This is a genomic window from Flavobacterium sp. AC105 (assembly GCF_979258495.1).
This window is the reverse complement of the sequence record NZ_OZ409860.1, coordinates 3,255,084-3,272,322: the sequence shown is the minus strand read 5'-3', so window position 1 is coordinate 3,272,322 and position 17,239 is coordinate 3,255,084. Positions and strand designations below refer to the sequence as shown.

13 protein-coding genes are annotated in these 17,239 nt (G+C 33.6%); 6 read left to right on the top strand and 7 right to left on the bottom strand.

From position 1 onward, the window contains the following. Window positions 1-35: 35 nt before the first annotated feature. From ACZ0AH_RS13335 to ACZ0AH_RS13325, 3 genes are all read right to left on the bottom strand, one after another. Entirely contained in the window at window positions 36-197 is a 162-nt protein-coding gene (locus tag ACZ0AH_RS13335; RefSeq protein WP_463476287.1) for a hypothetical protein, read from the bottom strand. 67 nt (window positions 198-264) lie between these two features. After that, complete coding sequence (locus ACZ0AH_RS13330; RefSeq protein ID WP_463476286.1) at window positions 265-441, bottom strand: hypothetical protein; 177 nt, start codon at window positions 439-441, stop codon at window positions 265-267. 124 nt (window positions 442-565) lie between these two features. Further along, window positions 566-2,212, bottom strand: coding sequence for a helix-turn-helix domain-containing protein (locus ACZ0AH_RS13325; protein ID WP_463476285.1), 1,647 nt, complete (start codon window positions 2,210-2,212; stop codon window positions 566-568). A 340-nt stretch (window positions 2,213-2,552) separates the two neighbouring features. Between ACZ0AH_RS13325 and ACZ0AH_RS13320 the strand changes: the two genes are divergently transcribed. Genes ACZ0AH_RS13320 through ACZ0AH_RS13310 form a run of 3 tightly spaced genes read left to right on the top strand, consistent with a single transcriptional unit; the run spans window position 2,553 to window position 12,017 of the window. Continuing rightward, the gene (locus ACZ0AH_RS13320) at window positions 2,553-2,780 is read left to right on the top strand and encodes a hypothetical protein (RefSeq protein ID WP_463476284.1); all 228 of its coding nucleotides are present in this window, start codon (window positions 2,553-2,555) and stop codon (window positions 2,778-2,780) included. A gap of 22 nt (window positions 2,781-2,802) precedes the next feature. Then, window positions 2,803-8,595 carry a DUF5977 domain-containing protein gene (locus ACZ0AH_RS13315; RefSeq protein WP_463476283.1) on the top strand — a complete coding sequence of 1,931 codons (5,793 nt, stop codon included), beginning with the start codon at window positions 2,803-2,805 and terminating at the stop codon, window positions 8,593-8,595. Window positions 8,596-8,624: 29 nt separating this feature from the next. Then, the gene (locus ACZ0AH_RS13310) at window positions 8,625-12,017 is read left to right on the top strand and encodes a DUF6443 domain-containing protein (RefSeq protein WP_463476282.1); all 3,393 of its coding nucleotides are present in this window, start codon (window positions 8,625-8,627) and stop codon (window positions 12,015-12,017) included. 434 nt (window positions 12,018-12,451) lie between these two features. Here the strand turns inward: ACZ0AH_RS13310 and ACZ0AH_RS13305 are convergent, their stop codons facing one another. Further along, window positions 12,452-12,892, bottom strand: a complete 441-nt coding sequence (locus ACZ0AH_RS13305; protein WP_463476281.1) for a DoxX family protein — start codon at window positions 12,890-12,892, stop codon at window positions 12,452-12,454. A gap of 115 nt (window positions 12,893-13,007) precedes the next feature. On the opposite strand from ACZ0AH_RS13305, the gene ACZ0AH_RS13300 reads away from it, so the two are divergent. Together ACZ0AH_RS13300 and ACZ0AH_RS13295 are read left to right on the top strand one after the other, a co-directional pair. Beyond that, window positions 13,008-13,583: a Crp/Fnr family transcriptional regulator gene (locus ACZ0AH_RS13300; RefSeq protein WP_463476280.1), complete on the top strand. Its 576-nt coding sequence runs from the start codon at window positions 13,008-13,010 to the stop codon at window positions 13,581-13,583. Window positions 13,584-13,675: 92 nt separating this feature from the next. Beyond that, a complete protein-coding gene (locus ACZ0AH_RS13295; RefSeq protein ID WP_463476279.1) occupies window positions 13,676-14,398 on the top strand; it encodes an SDR family oxidoreductase in 723 nt (240 codons plus the stop codon). Between the two features lie 75 nt (window positions 14,399-14,473). Here the strand turns inward: ACZ0AH_RS13295 and ACZ0AH_RS13290 are convergent, their stop codons facing one another. Next, complete coding sequence (locus ACZ0AH_RS13290) at window positions 14,474-14,914, bottom strand: adenylyltransferase/cytidyltransferase family protein (protein ID WP_463476278.1); 441 nt, start codon at window positions 14,912-14,914, stop codon at window positions 14,474-14,476. A 147-nt stretch (window positions 14,915-15,061) separates the two neighbouring features. Next, the gene (locus tag ACZ0AH_RS13285) at window positions 15,062-15,526 is read right to left on the bottom strand and encodes a DUF1810 domain-containing protein (protein ID WP_463476277.1); all 465 of its coding nucleotides are present in this window, start codon (window positions 15,524-15,526) and stop codon (window positions 15,062-15,064) included. Window positions 15,527-15,832: 306 nt separating this feature from the next. Here ACZ0AH_RS13285 and ACZ0AH_RS13280 point away from each other — a divergent pair, with 306 nt between their 5' ends. After that, complete coding sequence (locus ACZ0AH_RS13280; RefSeq protein WP_463476276.1) at window positions 15,833-16,045, top strand: hypothetical protein; 213 nt, start codon at window positions 15,833-15,835, stop codon at window positions 16,043-16,045. A 100-nt stretch (window positions 16,046-16,145) separates the two neighbouring features. Here ACZ0AH_RS13280 and ACZ0AH_RS13275 read toward each other — a convergent pair whose 3' ends face one another. Beyond that, entirely contained in the window at window positions 16,146-17,204 is a 1,059-nt protein-coding gene (locus ACZ0AH_RS13275) for a DUF4932 domain-containing protein (RefSeq protein WP_463476275.1), read from the bottom strand. Window positions 17,205-17,239: the final 35 nt, after the last annotated feature.

Sequence of the window (17,239 nt, the reverse complement as noted above, 5' to 3'; positions counted from 1 at the left end):
TTTAGGCAATAAAAGATTGATAGACTATCTTTTAACTAGTCTGCCACTTGACACAAGTTCGATGAATCTTTTTGTGGCTTATCAGTATCGCCTTCTATACTTCCGCCTTTAATAAAATGCATGTTTTTTAGTTTTGCAACTTCCATTTTATCCAGATCAAATTTTTTAATTTCTTTTTTAGGTTTTCTAATTTTCATGTTTTTTTGTTTAGGGGATTTTAACGCAATTATTTGAATAATATAAGAATTAATAGAGTTGTCTTTCTTATTGGTTTTGCTCATCACAGTGTAGTGAGGAATTTTTTTGAGGATTATTAGTATCGACATCACCGGTATTATCACTGCCTCCGCCTCTAATTAAATGCATGTTTTTTAATTTTGCGACCTCCATTTTTTCCAGATCAAATTTTCTAATTTCCTTTTTTTGTTTACTAATTTTCATGTTTTTTGTTTTATGGATTTGACAAATATAAAATGTTGATCTTACACTTGGGAATAATTGTAATTTCTATTTATCGAAATTCCTGAATTTCGATATTAAAAATTAGTAAATATTTGTTTTTCAGTTATTTATCTTTAAGAGAATCTTCAAGCTGTTTGATGAAATAAGCAGGTTTTATACCTGATTTTTTATAAAAAGCAGCCGAAAAAGATTCAGCACTATTAAAACCAAACTCTACAGCAAGTGCCTGAATGGTATATTTTCTAAGTTTAGAATCCTTCTTTAAATTTTCCAGAGCATGATCTATTCGTAAATCATTTATGTATTGTACGAAAGATTTATGTCTATAGGTGTTTACTATTTTGGATAAATATTTAGTATTCGTTTCAAAAAGATTTGATAAAGATTGTATGGTAATATTAGAGACCAAAAAACCTTTTTCTTTCTCAAAAGAATTTAATTTCTTTAAAATTTGTTCGATCAATTCTTCTCCAATTCCTATGTCTTCAGTTTTAGGAATTACAGTTTTGGCATTTTTTAGACTCTCATTATTTTTTTCCTGAAAATCCCTGTTTGTTGCTTCCTGCATTATTTTCTCAAATCGGGAGCGATATCTTTTTTTATGTTGAAACTGGTAAAAACCAAATGCAGAAACGGAGATTATTCCTAAAATTAATACTCCAATTCCCCAGAAAGATTTTGTATTGTCTTTTTGTAATGAATCAATAAGGATTTCTTTATCAGATATTAAACGCGGAATATCATATTCATTTCGCAATAATTTGTTTAAATTTCTATAGTTTTTTTGCAAGACACTATCTATATCCATGTATTTCGAAATATATTTAAGCTGGTTTTCTTTATCTCCTATGTTTTTATAATAAGCAATCAGATACGGATAACCGTCTATAAACTCTGTAGTTATTTCTTTTGTTTTAGAATAAACAGAGTCTACTTTTATGTAATTTTTTACAGCACTTTCTTTATTGCCTATACCACCGTAAGCCTTTCCTAAATAGAAATAAGCAGCTAAAGTGTTTCCTAAATCCTTATAAGCAATTATTTTAGGTAAAGCCTTATGAATACTATCTATTGCTGCAGCATAATTCTTTTTTAAAGTTTGATTTGCTCCTTCATTTAATATGAAAAGATAATATAAAGACATATTATTAGTCTTTTTTGATTCTTGCAAGCCTAATTTATTATAATAGGTTGTTGAATCGGTATTTTTTAATGATTTGTAACAATCAGCGATTCCAAAAATGATACTCTGAAAACTGGTTGCATATTTCTCTGATCTGTAATCTTTTGTTTTATAAAAACGGTAACATTCTTTGTAGATATCCAATGCCTCGTTATAGTCTCCCAAATCTTCAGATTTTGTGGTACCAATATAATCTCTTACGATATAATAATAATCAATATTGGTTTGAAGTGCTATTTTTTCAGCCAGCTTATAATTAGTCATGGCCTCTTCAAACTTAAATTGTCTTTTAAGGAAATCGGCTTTTTCGCAATATGCCGCTACCGGAAAAGATCTGTCATTTGTTCCTGTAGAGTATTTTATAACACTATCAAGATACTGAATTGCCTTATTAGAGTCTGAATCATAATGTAATAAGGCAATTAGATAATAACCACGCGCTTTTTTGATTTTATTATTTTCTTTTTCAGCCTTTGCCAAAAAAGTGTTTGAGTACAAAATCTGCTTAGTGTGATTATTTTCATTATCAAAATAAAGTGCATGCAATTCATCATAAGATAATTTCATAAGTTCCCTTTTTGATTCTTGTGCCAATAAAAAAATCGGAAATAATAATAAAAAGAAAGTTTTTGGAAATTTAAACAAAATCATAACTATTGGTTTAAGACAAAAATAGAGTATCTGGGCGAATTCACACTAATAAGACTAATATTTTTACTTGGTTTTAAGTTGTTGATTTTTAAATAATTACATATTTTTTTGATATAAAATTCCTGAATTCAATATAGAAATTCCTGAATTCCTATATGTAATATTTGTGGACATTATGATGCTTGTATAGTTTTGGCTTTAATTAAGTTAGACGATTTGTTAAACCAAAATTAATTCTCCAAATATTAGACTATTTATGAAAAAAAATTACCTGTTACTAATGTTTATTTTTCCCTTATCCATTTACTGTCAGGATATTATTGGGGAAAAATCATGTAGAAAAACTCATACTGATTATTTTTTTGATGCTCTGCCAACTGCCAATTATGATTTAATCATGGCAGGCACTTCAAGTTTAACAAACAACTTTTCAAAAAAAGGGAAGATTGCAAAGAATTATCAATCCTTGAATGAAAGTTATTAAAACGGTTTAAAAAAAAAACAGAATGAGAAAAAAAATACAAGTAATAGTATGGGTAATATCGTTTTTTTACTTAAATACTTTAAGAGCACAAACTAATCCAGGTTTTCAGCCTCCAAAATTAAGTCCTCCAATTCCAGAGGCTTTTTCTTTGTTTAAATTCACAGACATACCAGTGTCAAATACTACTGGTATTCCTAACATTTCGATTCCAATTTATACTATAAAGTTAAAGGATTTTGAGTTTCCCATTTCTTTAAGTTACCATTCTTCCGGAATTAGGATAGAAGAAATTGCAAGTAATGTAGGGCTTGGGTGGACTTTAAACAATGGAGGAATGATTTACAATCAGGTAAATGACCTTGATGATTTTGAGGCTGGAAGTGGTTTTGCAGGTACTGCGAATTCAATACCGCAAAATAGGGAACTTGATCCGGTTATTACCGGGGTAGAACAACAATATAATCCTACTAATCCGGATTATTATACCGCTTTGCAGCTTACTTCTCCGGACCTTGATACACAGCCGGATATTTACTATTATAATTGTGGAAATTTAAACGGAAAATTCTTTTATTCTAAAGATGGTGTAGCGAACCCTATGCCATATTCTCCTATAAAAATTGTAAGAAACAATTATTATTCTTTTGTAATTACTGATGAAAAAGGTACCCGATACACTTTTGAAAGAATATCAGAAACCACTACCAGAAATGTCAGTATTGATGGGCCGGCTTACAATATGACTGATAGTGACACCAAGAGTTATAATTTTCATGTTACAAAAATTGAAACTATAAATAATGAGATTATCAATTTTGTTTATGAGGATGAAAAGTATTCTTATCAGGAACCATCTACGTTTACTTCCAGAGAATCTACTTATCAGTCTAGTGGCTTGTTTGGAGATCTTATTCCGGGAGGATTGCCTCTTTTTGTAGAAACAGAGAATAAAAATACTGTTGTTCTTAAAGGTAAAAGATTAGTAGCTATTACGACCACTACAGGAGAAAATATCCAATTTTTATATGATAATTGTGCCAGACTGGATTTGCCGCAAACTACAACTATCGCTAATGAAGTTTTACCGGGAGGTTTTGCCTTAAGGGAAATAAAAATAAAAAGCGGACAAAGAAATGATTCTTATGTTTTAGAACATGGTTATTTTAATGTACAGAATTATATTCCGTGCGGTCAGAATTTATCAGGAGGTTATGATCCGAGATTAAAACTTGTTTCTTTAAAAAAGAATTCTGATCCGGCGTATGAGTTTAAATACGATGAAAGTACTTTTTTACCTAATAGATCCAGTACTAGTTACGATCATTGGGGCTACTTTAAAACATCTGGTGGCAGATATAGTATAGACTATGAAATGAATTTTTATGATGGAGTAACCAGAGATCCTGAATTGGCAATGACAAAACTGGGTGTCCTTAATAAAATTATATATCCAACTTCTGGTTACACAACCTTTGATTATGAACTTAATGACTACTATGGTACTTTTAAAACCTATGCAACAAGAGTTGATAAATCGGTTCAGGCTCATATAGTTGGAGGAGAAGAGGTTGGTTTACCAAATGTAGACCAGTACTTAACAGAACCCTTTACAATACCGCCAGGTTATGCACCAGATAGTGCTGTTATTATTAAAGATATCAGTACTGGGGAACAAACCACAACGAACTGGATAAATATTTATATTACAGATGCAAATAATCAGTCTAATAATATAACCTATAAAGTAGTTCCTGAAAGTACTACAAATACACACAGGGTTTACCGAATGATGAATTTATTACCGGGTAATTATCAATTACATGTTGATGGAATTTACAGCGGAGGAGGTGCAACTATTCTTTGGGTTGAAAAGGAAGGGCAGGATGCCGAAGAATTAAAAAACATTCCAGTAGGCGGTTTGCGTATAAAAAGTATATCGAATTATGATAACATAAATTTAAGCACACCAAGTACAAAACAATTTTACCAATACAAAAGTATAGACAAACCGTTACTATCATCAGGTAGTGTTGTTGCAGCTCCAAGATATTCTTATCTAGAAACCAGATCTAATCCTATTTGTGTTAATGTAGCTAGTACTACTTATCTTGATCCCGGTCTTATGATGTATCGTTGCAGAAGTTCTAAAAATTATTTGCCATTAGCGGGACTTCAGGGGTATCATATAATGTACTCAGATGTTAGGGTTTATAACGCTGAAAATCTGGAAAATGGTTATACAGATTTTAAGTATAGTCTTGCTGACGATGATAAAAGTTATAGCATACTTAGAAGTACACCTGCAACAAGTCGTGATTTTAAGCGGGCAGATTTATTAGAGCAAAATGTATATAAGTACAATAATGGAACTTATTTGCCGGTAAAGAAAACACAGAATGAATACTATTATGGGTTTGATGACACTAGCAGTTTCTTTTCAAATGCAACAAATCCAAATGAAAAACATTCTTTAGGATTGATTATTAATAAGTTATCCGGAGATGTGGGATGTACTACAGGCTCATGGGGAATGCCTATTCCGCCTTACAGGTCTTTATTTGAAACGTCTTATTTTAAACTATATTCTATTTGGAAATATTTAAAAAAGTCTACCGAATTAACCTATGATAGTAACGGATTAAACCCTTTAACTACTGTAACAAATTATAATTATAATAATCCAACACACGCGCAGCTTTCTTCTGTTAGTACAAGTACTTCAGAACAGGAAACGCAAGAAACAAAATATCTTTATGCTCAGGATCCTGCCATGTCAAGTCAGCCTTTTGTGTCGGATATGATTGCAAAAAACATGATCCAGATTCCTTTAGATACACAATCGTTTAATGGCAGCGCTAAATTATCAGAACAATTAACCGTTTTTAACAAAAGTGCAGCAACCAGTAATTTGTTATTGCCAGGTTCTGTCTATATTAATAAAGGAGTTCCCAGTATTGATTTAAATAACGATAGAAAAATCAACTACGATAAGTATGACGACAAGGCAAATATCCTTCAGTATACTTTAGAAAACAACGTTCCGGTTTCTATAATCTGGGGTTACAATAAGACTCAGCCTGTTGCTAAGATTGAAAATATTGCGTATAGTTTAATTCCCGAAAGTACAATTACTAATTTGCAATCGCTCTCAGATGCCGATAATGACAATTGTATAACGGCTACCTGTAAAGAACAATTGTTGCGTAATGCCTTAAATACACTTAGAAATACATTTCCAAGTGCTTTTGTTACAACTTATACCTATAATCCTTTTGTTGGGGTTACCAGTATAACTGATCCTAAAGGAATTTCTTCTTATTATGAATATGATGATCTTGGCAGATTAAAATTTGTAAAAGATAAAGACTTAAATGTACTTCAAAAATATTGTTATAACTATAAAGGTCAGCAAATTAACTGTGGTGACAATAGTTCGACAAGTGTTGTGTATTTTAAAAGTGCTGCTTTAAGCGGTTCATTTACAAAAAACAATTGTGCCTCTGGCGGGACAGGTTCAGCTGTTTCATATAGTCAGGCTGCAGGTGCTTATACTTCGACTATTTCACAGGCAGATGCGGATAGTAATGGAGTATCTAAATTTAATACAGATGGTCAGGCTTATGCCAATGCAAACGGAAATTGTACTTTTTCCAGTACAGCCTTAAGTGCATCATTTACAAAAAATAATTGTGCCTCTGGCGGGACTGGTTCAGCTGTTTCATTTAGTCAGGCAGCCGGAGTTAGTACATCAAATATCTCGCAAGCAGATGCAAATGCAAAAGCTTTAGTTATATTTAATACAAATGGTCAGGCTTATGCCAATGCAAACGGAAATTGCACTTTTTACAGCGCAGCTTTAAACGGATCATTTACCAAAAATAATTGTGCTTCGGGCGGTTCTGGCTCTGTTGTATCATTTAGTCAGGCAGCCAGAGCAGTTTCTTCAAACATTTCCCAGGCAGATGCAGATGCTAAAGGGTTAACTTTATTCAATACAAACGGACAAGCTAATGCGAATACAAACGGAAATTGTACCTTTTATAGTGCAGCTTTAAACGGTTCTTTTACCAAAAACAATTGTGCTGCAGGGGGATCAGGTTCAAGTGTATCATTTAGTCAGGCAGCCAGAGCAGTTTCTTCAAACATTTCTCAGGCAGATGCAGATGCTAAAGGGTTGACCTTATTTAATACAAATGGACAAGCTAATGCCAATACAAACGGAAATTGTACTTTTTATAGTACAGCCTTAAGCGCATCATTTACCAGAAATAATTGTTCTGCCGGAGGAACGGGTTTAAGTGTATCATTTAGTCAGGCAGCCGGAACTAGTACATCTAATATTTCACAGGCCGATGCAAATGCGAAGGCTTTGACAATATTTAATACAAATGGTCAGGCGTATGCCAATGCCAATGCAGGCTGCGTATATTACAGTACAGCCTTAAACGGATCATTTACTAAAAACAATTGTGCTTCGGGAGGTTCTGGTTCCAGTGTATCATTTAGTCAGGTTGCCGGGGCTATTTCTTCAAATATTTCTCAGGCAGATGCCAATTCAAGAGCTTTAGCCCAGTTTAATACCAATGGCCAGGCTAATGCCAACACAAACGGATATTGTACTTTTTATAGTGTGGCCAGAAGTGGATCATTTACCAAAAATAACTGTGCTGCAGGCGGAACTGGTTCAAGCGTAACCTACAATCAGGCAGCTGGAATTGTAACATCAACGAATTCACAGGCTGAAGCTGATGCTCTGGGAAATACCAGATTTAATTCAGACGGTCAGGTTTATGCAAATAACAACGGATATTGTACTTTTTATAACGTTGCCAAAAGCGGTTCATTTACCAAGAATAACTGTGCGGCTGGCGGAGCAGGATCTACCGTAACTTATACCGTAAATGCAGGATCTTACAGCTCAACCTCTTCGCAGGCAGCTGCAGATGCATTAGCACAGTCTGCTGTTAATAATAATGGTCAGGCTTACGCCAATGCAAACGGAAATTGTACTTTTTACAGTATTGCATATAGTTATACTATTAATAAAAATAACTGTGCTGCCGGAGGAGCCGGTTCAGGAGCAGTTTATAGTCAGGCAGCAGGAATTGAGACATCAAATGTTTCTCAGGAAGATGCTAATTCTAAAGCATATATAAGATGGTACACAGAAGGTCAGGCCTATATAAATGCTAATGGTTATTGTACTTTTAGCAGTGCAGCCTTAGGTGGATATTTTACTAAAACGAATTGCGGTGTAGGAGGAGACAACCCCTCAATATATTATGGCCAGCCTGCCGGTGCAATAACATCTACAACATCTCAGGCAGACGCAGACGCACGTGCTGCAACAAAATTTAATGCAGATGGTCAGGCAAATGCTAATAACAATGCCTCGTGTACTTATAGAAATACTGTTCAAAGCAGGTTAATTACCCGAAACAATTGTGCTGCAGGTGCAACACCTCAGAGCGTTTGGTATACCGTTGCAGCAGGATCACATATTTCTTATGTTTCTCAGGCTGATGCAAATGCTGCAGCGCAATCAGAGATAAATACTTACGGACAAGCATATGCGAATGCGAATGCTACGTGTATCTTTTATAATACATTAATAAATCCTAAATATTATAAAACAGACTGTCCTGCAGGAACCACAAATCCATATGTATATTATTATGTTGAAGCAGGAAAATATCAGTCAACTATATCGCAAGCAGACGCTGATAATAAGGCTCTTACAGAAGCTAATACATATGGGCCAGCTTATGCAAATGAAACTGGACGTTGTTTAAATCCCGGAGAACTTGAAGAATAATGCATTCATTAAAAAAACATTCTAAATAGATGAAAAAATATATATTAATTATAATCTTGTTATTATTTGCAGGTTCGGGTTTAATGGCACAGACCTTTAGCAACGATAACTTCATTTATACTGCCACACCCAAAAAGGCAGTTCAGTCAGCTAATTTTAATACGCTGACCAAAGATGAGATGAGTCAAAATGTAAATTACTTTGATGGCTTAGGCCGTTCAGTGCAAACCATTGCTATTGGGCAGGGCGGTAATGGGGCTGATATCATAACACCAATTGAATACGATGGCTTAGGAAGGCAAATTAAGGAATATTTGCCTTATGCACTTACTAATGCGAGTAATAACTATTCTAAAATAGCGCCGACAGTAGCAATAACAGCTGTATTAGGATTTTATAATGTGAGCAAATATGAGAACACCACTAATCCTTTTTCAGAAAAAAAACTTGAAGCCTCGCCTTTAAACACGGTTTTAAAACAGGCTGCTCCGGGAACCTCCTGGAAAATGGGTAATGGGCATGAAATCAAATTAGATTATAAGACTAACACCACAACTGATGCTGTAAGATTATATAAAGCCACTACAAGCTGGCAAGCTAGTCAGGGATTATATGAAATTGCTTTTTCAGACCAAGGAAACTACCTGGAAAAGCAACTATATAAAAACGTGACGTTTGATGAAAATTCCGCTGCAAACCCAAGCGAATCTGCAGGTTCTACTGTAGAGTTTAAAAATAAACAAGGGCAGGTAATCCTTAAAAGAACCTATGATGCAGAAGTTAAACATGATACCTATTATGTTTATGATACTTATGGAAACTTAACTTATGTGATTCCTCCAAAAGCAGACGCTGTAATTAATAGTACAGTCTTAAATGGTTTATGTTATCAATACAAATATGATTACCGAAATCGTTTGGTTGAAAAAAAATTACCGGGCAAACAATGGGAGTTTATCGTTTATGATAAGCAAGACCGTCCGGTAGCTACAGGTCCTGCATTTTCACCTTTTAAAGATGATACTTCAGTAGGCTGGCTCATTACTAAATACGATATCTTTGGGCGGCCAATTTATACAGGATGGAACAATCAGCCTTCGAACACAACAACAAGAAAATCTTTGCAGGATGCACAAAACGCGGCTGCTGTTTTGTTCGAGACCAAACAAGCCTCAGGAACAATAGATGGTATTGCGGTAAATTATAGTAATATCATTGCGCCAACTAGTTTTAAACTCTTAACCGTTAATTATTACGATGATTATGTGTATCCAAATGTAGCAACGATCCCTACAACTGTTGAAAATCAGTCTGTTTTGGTCAATACAAAAGGTTTGGCTACAGGAAGTTGGGTAAGAGCAGTAACCACAGCTTCTGCAATATTGGGAGAAACAACAAGTACATTTTATGATGACAGGGCAAGACCTGTTCGTACATATGTTAAAAACTATTTGGGTGGTTATATCACAACAGACAGCAAACTGGATTTTACCGGAAAAGCAACTTATACCCTTACAAAACACAAACGTACAACAACAGATACTGAGATTACTGTAAGAGAAGATTTTACTTATTCGCCACAAGATCGCCTGCTTACTCATACGCATCAAATTAACGGAGGAGCTGTTCAGCTTTTAGTTAATAATACATACGATGAATTGGGACAATTGATGTATAAAAAAGTTGGAAACACGACTGCTGCACCAATACAAAAAGTAGATTATACCTATAATATTCGTGGCTGGCTTACAGCGATTAATAAAATGGACAATTTCCAGCAAGATGCAGATGCAAAAGATTTATTTGCTTTCAAAATAAATTACAATACAACGCAAATAGGAGCTCAGAATGTAGTGGGGTTATTTAACGGAAACATATCAGAGACATTATGGAAAACAGGTTCTGATGCATTAGAGCGTGGTTATGGTTACAAATATGATAACCTTAACAGATTGAAAAATGCGATTTATGAAAAGAGCGCAGTAGTTGCAAATTCTTATAATGAAAATTTAAGCTACGATAAAAATGGTAACATCACGTTCTTAACCAGAAGAGGAGACTCAGATGCAGGAGGATCAGATATTGATAATCTGACTTATACCTATCCGGCTAATTCGAACCAACTAGACAATGTTTTAGATGCTAATCCAAGTGCAAGTGGTTTTAACGATCTGAATAAAACAGGTAGTGATTATAGTTATGATGCCAATGGTAATATGATTACAGACAAAAACAAAAATATTACTGCCATTGCGTATAATCAGTTAAATTTGCCTAAGAAAATTACATTTGCTTCAACTGGTTTCATTGAGTATATTTACAATGCAGCAGGGCAAAAGCTGGAGAAAATTGTAACCGAAGGAAGTAATATAACGAATACAAATTATTTAGGCGGTTTTCAGTATAAAAACAATGCTTTAGAATTTTTCCCAACAGCAGAAGGTTATGTAAAAAATACCAGCGGTACGCTTTCTTATGTATTTCAGTATAAAGATCATTTAGGAAATGTACGTTTAAGTTATGCCAAAAATGCCGGAAACGTTCTTGAAATTGTGGAAGAAAATAACTACTATCCTTTTGGATTAAAGCATAAAGGTTACAACAATGTAATAATTGGTGCAGAGAATAAGTATAAGTTTCAAGGTCAGGAGCTTCAAGACGAGCTTGGACTGAACTGGGACAGCTTTAAATACCGTAATTATGACCCCGCTATAGCGAGATTCATGTGTGTAGACCCATTGGCATCAAAATATCCGTATAATGGAGTATATAATTTCTCTGAAAATAGAGTTATTGATGGTGTTGAATTAGAGGGGTTAGAAGTTCAATTAATTGTTGACAAGGGAAATTATCCAAAAGGAGATGTTGGACATACATTTGTATCGGTTGGTAGTGGAAAAAATATGACTGTTTATACATATGGAAGATGGGCTGGAACAGATGCAAATGGTTCGGGAATTCATACTCCTCTTAATAATGGGAATGGTGTAATGGTTAAACTCACAGGTAACGATGCTGTAGCTGAAGTCCAAAAATATGTGAAAAAGTTTGGAGCTGAAGTCTATCAAATTAATAACGCAAATGAGAAGAAAGTCGGCGCAACTTTAGAAACGGAATATAAAAAATCTGATAAGACACCTGAAACAGGAAAATATAAAGGAGATGAACGTGCTCATGTTATTGATAAGTATGATATTTCTGAAAACAATTGTACAACCAAAGCTTTAGAAGCAGTAAATGGTGCTGTTCCTGGAGGAGAGATAAAATATCAAACTACTGTTACAGCTGGCGGATTTCCTGTTGTGACAGAAGACGGAACCAAAGATACTTATGTGCCAAAAGACTTAAATAGACAATTAAATCAAGCATCACAGCAAAGCGGAACTAACGTACAAAAAGTAACAAATAAATATGGCAAATAAACTTAAAATAACTTGTTTAGTAATAATAGGATTGATTTGTTTCTATATAATCTCGTTTACAACCAATTTATTGATGAACAAAAAATATGCTGTAGACGAAATACCTTATACAAATAGACGACAAGGTTTAGTAGGTATTCAGGAAGTTATCGAAAGAGATTATATGCATATGCTTTATTTAAATATAGGATATGTGTTTGTATTAATTATAATTTCTATTATACTAATAACTATTAAGAAAAAATAGGTAGTGTTTCAGATTAAGTGTTTTTATAAAACAGCAATGTAGAGAAAACCAAAGAGGTCGTACCTATACTGGTGCGAACATCCCGCGCGTGAACACAATCAAAATCAAAAGCCATTCCATAATTGGAATGGCTTTTTGATTTTTAAAATCTTTGTATATCATCAATTGCAATTAATCCATAAAAAAATCACCCCTTATTATCAACAGCAAAAGAAGTCCTGTCAATAGTAGAAAGCAACAATGCCGCTGCGCAACTTGTTAAAACAGAATAATCAAAAGGAGCTTTTATCGAAATGGAGATTGCCATAGAAATTGCAAAAAGCAACATAAGACCAGAAGTCCCTAAAGCGACGATTCTGGTTTTGAATCCGATGATTAAGAATAGGCCGAATAAAATTTCGAAAAATGTTGCCAAAGCACCCAATATTCCGGCTACAGATTTGCTGGCAAAAGAATTTAAAGTTTGAGTATAATTGATGAAGTTTTCCCAATTTCCCCATGCAACCCCGGGATCTCCGGGTGCGCCCCAAAGTCCAAATCGGTCGGCAACTGCCGAAAGCATTGTAATTCCTAAAACAACTCTTACTATTAATCCTGCTTGTGATTGTGGTATTATACTATTTTTCATGTGATAAATTTTGATATAAATGTAAATAAATAAGTTGTAGATCCTTGTCAAGTTTAAAACTTGTCAAAGATTTTTACAGAAATAATTGTTTAATTTTGAATCAAACTTTCCATTTATGTTTGAAACGCTTTTTAATTACCTTGAACTTTTTCAAAAAATACCTGCAGAAGACAAAGCGCTAATTCGCCAAAAAAATATAGAATTCAGATCTGTAAAAGAAGGCGATATTTTATTGGAAGAAGGAAAAGCGGCAAACGAACTTTTCTTTATTTGCAAAGGCGTCCTGAAAATTGTAAGTGTCAGCGAGAAAGGAAATGAGGTAATTCATTTCTTTTTAAGTGAAAATCAGTTTTGTACTATTTTGAAAAGTTTTACCCAAAATACAGTTTCAAATGATCGTATTCAGGCAGCTTGCGATGCAGAAATGATTGTTTTTCCCAAAAACGAATTAGAATCCTTATATACTGATTTACCTTATTTCCAAAAAATGATGAATGCTATTTTCCAACAAAACTTGCTGAAAAAGGTAGAATTGCGCAATTCATATATTGGCGAAGATGCAACAACACGATATCAGAAATTTATGGAACGACAAGCAAATATTGCGTCGAGAGTTTCACAGACTGATATTGCTTCTTATCTTGGAATTGCAAAACAATCTTTAAGCCGAATCAAGAAAAATAGGTTCTAATTTGCTTTTTAACATTTGTTAAATCCTTTGGTTATCTGACTTTCTACTTTTGTCCGACTAAAAAATAAGTCCAGAACATTAAAAAGTAAAAAATGGAAAATCTAAAAGGCAAAAAAGTAGTAATCATTGGCGGAAGCTCCGGAATTGGTTTGGCAACTGCAAAATTGACTGCTTCAAAAGGCGGAAATGTTATCATTGTTTCAAGTAATCAGGAACGTATCAACAAAGCTTTAGAGGAAATAGGAGCGGAGAGTATGGGCTATGCGATTGATGTGACGAATGAAATACAAGTTAAAAATCTTTTTGAAAAAATAGGTTCTTTCGATCATTTGATTTTTACGGCCGGCGAAAATCTTATTCTTTCAAATCTTGAAGATACTACTTTAGAAAATGCCAGAAATTATTTTAATATCCGTTATTGGGGCGCTTTTGCGGCTGTAAAGTATGCTGCGCCGTTTATTAATGCTAAAGGTTCAATTGTTCTGACAAGCGGAATTGCAAGCAACAGGCCCAATAAAGGCTGGTCATTAGGCGCAAGTATTTGTGCAGCGATGGAAGGTTTTGCCAGAGCAATGGCTATGGAATTAGCGCCAATACGCGTAAATATTGTTTCGCCCGGAGTTGTAAAAACAGAACTTTGGAACGGAATGTCAGAAAATGACAGAGAATCGATGTATACCAATATCGGAAATGCGCTGCCCGTAAAACGAGTAGGTGAGGCCGAAGATATTGCCAAAACATTTGTGTATTTACTGGAACAGGAATACGGAACCGGACAAACTCTAATTATTGACGGAGGAACTTCATTAGTATAACATGCAGAAAGTCCCGATTATTTTGATAATCGGGACTTTTATATTTTAGGTAAATTATGTATGAGGGATACAATTTTAAACCATTTTTAAAATTTCGCATTGATAGACTTCTTTACGTAATCCGCTGCTTGAAAAGCGATGGTTTCGTTTATTAAAAACCAATTGAATGCCCATTTTTTCGCAGTATTCCCTGCCTGTAAAATTTACATCTTTATATTCGTCTCCCAAAACACGAACGTCAATTGGCAAAGCCTGAAGAATATCTTCAAGATCCTGTTCTGTTGTATACGGAATAATTTTATCTACAAACTTGCACGCTTTCAGCTGAATATATCTTTCAACCACAGATTGCGTTGGTTTATTTTTTTCGGGTCTGTCAATCGTAGGATCGGTTTGCAGGCCTACTATTAAATAATCACAATGCATTTTTGCCTCTTCAAGCATTCGTACATGACCGGCGTGAAGAAGGTCAAAGGCGCTAAATGTAATTCCGGTTTTAGTTTTTTTTAGTTCCATTTTGATCAATTTTTTTTAAATACAAAATCTATAATGTTGTTTTATGCATCATTATATCCCTGATTGGATATTTTTGTTACCCATTAAATTCAAATTTTATTTAATAGATTTAAAAATTTTCAAATCAAAAAGACGTTTCAATTTTGATTAATTAAGTACTGGTTCTTCAATACTTTTATTTATTGCTAATTGAGTAAGTGACAGCGTTAACGGATCTAAATGACCTGAGAAAAAGGTATCTAATAATTCCTGAAACACAGGATTCGCATTTTCTACCTGAGAAAAAAGAGTCATAGAAGAACGTAATTTTCTGGCATCCAATTCTCCAAGAATAGCTTCAGCAGATTTTCTTTTTGTAGTTAACAAAAGTTCACAAATCGCTATAAGATGCTTGGCTAAAATAGGATGACGAAGAAATTCTCTGGCTTCGTCAAGATCATTAATAGCATAATATCTTGCAATATCACTGGTTCCTAATCCTTTTATCTGAGGAAAGATAAACCACATCCAATGTGTTTGTTTTTTTCCTTTTTTAATTTCTGAAAGAGCAGTTAAATAAAGTTTATTTTGTGCATCTAAAAAGCGCGTGATATCATTATTTGCGTAAGCCATCTGTGAAAGTATTTATAAAAAGGTTTATAAAATGTTTTTGGTTTTCTGTATTCCAAAACTACTTCTGATCCTTATTTAAATCTTATATAATTTTCATTTATCGTTATATAATTTATACATCATGCCGGATTTATTTGATTTATCATCTATTATTTTATATATTTTTATTAGATTAAAAAGAATTAATTAATTGATATTTAGTTTATTATGTTTGTAATTTTATAAAAGAAAGAAGAAATCATATAAGTAATTCTTTATAAACCAGCTTAAATTTGAAATATATAATACAAACTAAAAAGATATATTATGAAAACGCTATTAAGAACCAAAATTGCATTGCTGATTTTAATTGTTGGTCTTGCTTCTTCTTGCAAAAAGACGGAGACAGTTCCGGCTGAAACTTATACAGATTCATCAGCAGTAGTAACCGACACAATTGGAACAATTGACGATACAACAACTGTTGATACAACCGGAACTGCTGTAAAAGCAGATACGACAATGACAAAAGGCAAATAATTGCATAATTTGCTTTTGATTTTAATGTTTTAAAAAAGAAAACCTGCAGCGATTTATCACTGCAGGTTTTTTATATTAAACTTATTTTTTTCGAATTATTTCACGGAAGCGGCGTATTAAAAAGTGCTATAAAACGTGGATAAAAGCTTTTAAAGTTTGGATATGTACTCCGCGAAGATTCATATTCTCCTAAAATTGAAACCAGGTCTTTTGTCAAAATAAATCCTTTTTTCATTTGTTTTTGAATTTCTTCCTGCACCGATTCATCTGTATTTTTATGATCGATCATATATCTCACAACCGAAGCCCTGATTATAGATTCATTGATAACGCTGTGCCAGTCCTCATAACCTTCCAGTCTCATGTTTTCTTTTTCTTTGTTTAATAACGTTTCTCCGCCAGGTTTAAGCTGTTCTTCGATGCTTTTATCATCTAATAAATGATCGACAAAAGAATGGTTGAATTCATGAATTAAATAGGATAAATAAATATCCTTTGGGAATAAAGCCTGACCGTTTTCATTAAAAGTCCACGAACCCATAATGGCATAAACCAGTTTCTTTTTGCCAATAGGTTTAACGCTCGGACCGTAATTTGCGCCTCCGTTACCAAGACCTATAATTACTTTATAATCAACTTCCTGATCGCCGTAATAATCCAGGTACCATTGCTGGTCAAACTCATTAATCGACTGATTAAACTGAGTTGTGGCTTCGAGATATAATTTTTTATGAGCTTTAAAAAAGGTTTCAAATTTAGATTTGGAATAAAAAGTGTTCAGTAATTCAACAAATTTTATCGCGTCATTTATTTCCCATTTTCCCGTTAACGAACTTTCTGATTCTTTTATCAAAGAAAATTTATGGTTTACAAATTCTAAATTTACGGCAAGAAACATCGCTCTCGAAAAACCTATATTTTTTTCTTCGGCAAGCTGTTTGGCATAAATAATAAGAGGATCATTTTTATAAACATCAAAATACGAATGAATATCACTTACATACTTCTTGGCTAATTTCATGTTGTACTCCGGATTTCCGGCAAGACGAAATACGATGCTTATCAATTCTACTCGTTGATCTATAGTTGATTCGACCTTTTTTTTCGCCATTGCAAACGAACAAATAAATAGCATACAACATGCGAAAGTTAACTTCATAAAAATGTTTTTAAAATTTAAAAATCAAAGTTAGG

Coding starts and splice junctions, on each gene's coding strand:
- ACZ0AH_RS13335 (WP_463476287.1), bottom strand. CDS start 197: ATGAAAATTAGAAAACCTAAAAAAGAAATTAAAAAATTTGATCTGGAT.
- ACZ0AH_RS13330 (WP_463476286.1), bottom strand. CDS start 441: ATGAAAATTAGTAAACAAAAAAAGGAAATTAGAAAATTTGATCTGGAA.
- ACZ0AH_RS13325 (WP_463476285.1), bottom strand. CDS start 2,212: ATGAAATTATCTTATGATGAATTGCATGCACTTTATTTTGATAATGAA.
- ACZ0AH_RS13320 (WP_463476284.1), top strand. CDS start 2,553: ATGAAAAAAAATTACCTGTTACTAATGTTTATTTTTCCCTTATCCATT.
- ACZ0AH_RS13315 (WP_463476283.1), top strand. CDS start 2,803: ATGAGAAAAAAAATACAAGTAATAGTATGGGTAATATCGTTTTTTTAC.
- ACZ0AH_RS13310 (WP_463476282.1), top strand. CDS start 8,625: ATGAAAAAATATATATTAATTATAATCTTGTTATTATTTGCAGGTTCG.
- ACZ0AH_RS13305 (WP_463476281.1), bottom strand. CDS start 12,892: ATGAAAAATAGTATAATACCACAATCACAAGCAGGATTAATAGTAAGA.
- ACZ0AH_RS13300 (WP_463476280.1), top strand. CDS start 13,008: ATGTTTGAAACGCTTTTTAATTACCTTGAACTTTTTCAAAAAATACCT.
- ACZ0AH_RS13295 (WP_463476279.1), top strand. CDS start 13,676: ATGGAAAATCTAAAAGGCAAAAAAGTAGTAATCATTGGCGGAAGCTCC.
- ACZ0AH_RS13290 (WP_463476278.1), bottom strand. CDS start 14,914: ATGGAACTAAAAAAAACTAAAACCGGAATTACATTTAGCGCCTTTGAC.
- ACZ0AH_RS13285 (WP_463476277.1), bottom strand. CDS start 15,526: ATGGCTTACGCAAATAATGATATCACGCGCTTTTTAGATGCACAAAAT.
- ACZ0AH_RS13280 (WP_463476276.1), top strand. CDS start 15,833: ATGAAAACGCTATTAAGAACCAAAATTGCATTGCTGATTTTAATTGTT.
- ACZ0AH_RS13275 (WP_463476275.1), bottom strand. CDS start 17,204: ATGAAGTTAACTTTCGCATGTTGTATGCTATTTATTTGTTCGTTTGCA.